This window comes from Pseudomonas sp. Je.1.5.c (assembly GCF_051129895.1).
In the GTDB taxonomy this organism is placed as follows: Bacteria; Pseudomonadota; Gammaproteobacteria; order Pseudomonadales; family Pseudomonadaceae; genus Aquipseudomonas; species Aquipseudomonas urmiensis.
Map to the genome: position 1 here is coordinate 1 of NZ_JBCPSP010000113.1, position 307 is coordinate 307.

At 66.8% G+C, this 307-nt stretch carries 1 protein-coding gene; it reads right to left on the reverse strand.

Going from position 1 to position 307, the window contains the following annotated elements; all coding sequences use genetic code 11:
- Positions 1 to 307, reverse strand: a 307-nt coding sequence (locus AAZU54_RS27360; protein ID WP_434727903.1) for a hypothetical protein, incomplete at both ends; no start/stop codon positions are given.

Here is a 307-nt window from a genome sequence, read left to right on the forward strand (position 1 = left end):
CGAACATCGGCATCCCACGCCAGGCGGGTATCGAAGCTGCCATCGTCGGCCCACTCGCGCACCGCCTTGGCGTCAGGCCCGGTGCCTTGCCATTGCAGGTTGATGCCGCGCCCGCTGCGGTCGCTGTGCAGGTCGATACGCGCGCCGCCGCGCTGGCGGATGCTCTGCAGCACGAAGCGATCGCCCTGGCGCTGGTAGCTTTCCTGGCTGGCATAGCCGCGGGCGATGACCAGTTGCGTCTCTTGGGTGCGAATCAGCACCAGGCCTTCGATGGCGTCGTAATGGTGCTTGCCGATTTTCGGCAGCG